Origin of the sequence: Henriciella aquimarina (genome assembly GCF_002088975.1) — a bacterium.
In the GTDB taxonomy this organism is placed as follows: domain Bacteria; phylum Pseudomonadota; class Alphaproteobacteria; order Caulobacterales; family Hyphomonadaceae; genus Henriciella; species Henriciella aquimarina.
Genome location: NZ_NCST01000009.1, coordinates 1 through 2255 on the forward strand (window position 1 = coordinate 1; position 2255 = coordinate 2255).

Consider the following 2255-nt stretch of genomic DNA (forward strand, 5'->3'; position numbering starts at 1 on the left):
CCCGGATCTCAAGGCGCGGCTCTGGGACGGCGTCCGGGCGCTCGCCTCCGCGCCGCCCGCCGAGCGCACCATCACTGGACTCACGCTGCTTCTGCAGGACGACGCGCTGCGCGCCGCGCTCCATCCGTTCACGCTCGAGGGCGCCCATGGACGCCTTCTCGACGCCGATCATGAGAGCCTCGCGCTTGCCGACATCGTGTGTTTCGAGATGGAGGCGCTGATGCAGGGCCCGCGTGCAGCGGCGCCCGTCATCACCTATCTCTTCCATCGGCTCGAGGCCCGGTTCGATGGCCGGCCGACGCTCCTCATCCTCGACGAAGCCTGGCTCTTCCTCGACGACGCGCTCTTCGCCGCGCGCATCCGCGAATGGCTGAAGACCTTGCGCAAGAAGAATGTCGCCGTCGTCTTCGCGACCCAGTCGCTCGCCGACATCGCGAACTCGTCGATCGCCCCGGCCCTGATCGAAAGCTGCCCGACGCGCATCTTCCTGCCGAACGAACGCGCGCAGGAGCCGCAATCAAAAGAGGCCTATGAGCGGTTCGGCCTCAATGCACGGCAGGTCGAGCTGATCTCGCGCGCCATTCCGAAGCGCGACTACTATTACCAGTCCCCGCTTGGCTGCCGGCTGTTCGAACTCGGGCTCGGGCCGATCGGCCTCGCCTTTTGCGGCGCGTCGGACCCCGTCAACCAGAAACGCATCGACCGGGCGCTCGCCGAAGCCGGCGATGCTGGCTTCGCCGGCGCCTTCCTGCGCGCCAAGGGCCTCGCCTGGGCCGCGGACCTTCTCGCCCGTTGGCCGGGATCCGGCGCCGCCGCATCCCCGCCGCCTTCCGCATCCCTTGCCGCCGAATAGGAGACGCTCCCCATGAAACGCATCCTCGCCAGCCTCGCCCTCGCCGCCGCGCCCGCCGCCATCCCCCTGCCGGCAACCGCGCAATTGTTCGGCGGCATCGTCTACGACCCGACCAATCATGCGCAGAACGTGCTTCAGGCCGTGCGCGCCCTGCAGCAGGTCGAACAGCAGGTCCGCCAGCTCGCCCATGAGGTCGAGATGCTTGAGAACATGGCGCGCAATCTGGAGACGCTCCCTCTCAACGTCGCCGAAGAGATCATCCGTGACCGGATCAACCGCATCCATGAGCTGATGTCCGAGGCCGAAGGCATTGGCTACGGCGTCGCCGACATCGAGACCGTCTATGACGAGACCTATCCCGAAACCTATGGCGCGGCGCCGCCGGAACACGCCGTGCTCGTTGAACAGTCGCGCGTGCGCTGGCGGCAATCGCGCAGCGCATATCGCGACACGCTCGTCACCGTCGCCGCCGCGTTCGAGGACAATGAGACCGATGCGGAAGCAATCGCGGGCCTCGTCGACCGCAGCCAGGCCGCGGCCGGCGCCCTGCAGGCTGCCCAGGCCGGCAACCAGATCGAGGCGATGCAGACCGAACAGCTGATCCAGATGGAGGCGATGATGGCCGCCCATTACCGCGCCGAGGCGCTGGGCCGCGCAGCCGCGCTCGCCGAGGCCGAACGCGGCCGCGCGCGAACGAAGGCGTTTCTGGAGAACTGAGCAAGCCCATGGATGTGATCGACACCTTCCTCGCGACCTTCATCGCCTATATCGATTCAGGCTTCGGCCTGCTCGCCGGCGACGTCGCCTATCTCACGACCACGCTGATCGTGATCGACATCACGCTCGCCGGTCTCTTCTGGGCGCTGTCGCAGAATGCCGACGTGATCGCGGGGCTCCTGAAGAAGGTGCTCTATGTCGGCTTCTTCGCCTTCATCATCGGCAATTTCTCGATTCTCGCAACGATCGTCTTCGACAGTTTTGCCGAGCTTGGTCTGAGGGGCGGCGGCTCGACGATGACCGCCGAAGACCTGATGCGCCCCGGTTTCATCGCCGGCGTCGGCTTCGATGCGGCACAGCCCCTGCTCGAGGAGATCGGCGACATGGTCGGTCCGATCAAGTTCTTTCACAACTTCATCATGATCGCGGTGATGTTCGTTGCCTGGACGGTGATCCTCGTCGCCTTCTTCGTGCTCGCCATCCAGCTCTTCGTCACCATCCTCGAATTCAAGCTGACAACGCTGGCGGGCTTCGTGCTCGTGCCCTTCGCACTGTGGAACAAGACGTCCTTTCTCGCCGAACGCGTGCTCGGCCATGTCATCACCTCGGGCGTCAAGCTGATGGTGCTCGCCATCGTCATCGGCATCGGATCGACCCTGTTCGCGACCATCACCGATGCGTTCAC

General features: G+C 65.6%; 3 protein-coding genes. All 3 read left to right on the forward strand.

Annotation, left to right across the window (positions count from 1 at the left end; translation table 11 throughout):
- On the forward strand, window positions 1–853 hold an 853-nt coding region (locus tag B8784_RS00980; RefSeq protein ID WP_456077611.1), incomplete at its 5' end, for a TraG/VirB4 family ATPase.
- Window positions 854–865: 12 nt separating this feature from the next.
- Window positions 866–1570 (forward strand): P-type conjugative transfer protein TrbJ, encoded by a 705-nt coding sequence (trbJ, locus tag B8784_RS00985; RefSeq protein WP_084395761.1) that lies wholly within the window; start codon window positions 866–868, stop codon window positions 1568–1570.
- Between the two features lie 8 nt (window positions 1571–1578).
- Window positions 1579–2255, forward strand: a 677-nt coding sequence (trbL, locus tag B8784_RS00990) for a P-type conjugative transfer protein TrbL (RefSeq protein ID WP_084395762.1), incomplete at its 3' end; no start/stop codon positions are given.

What these genes read in the sequence shown, in the direction of transcription:
- trbJ (WP_084395761.1), top strand. Translation starts at nt 866, where the DNA reads ATGAAACGCATCCTCGCCAGCCTCGCCCTCGCCGCCGCGCCCGCCGCC.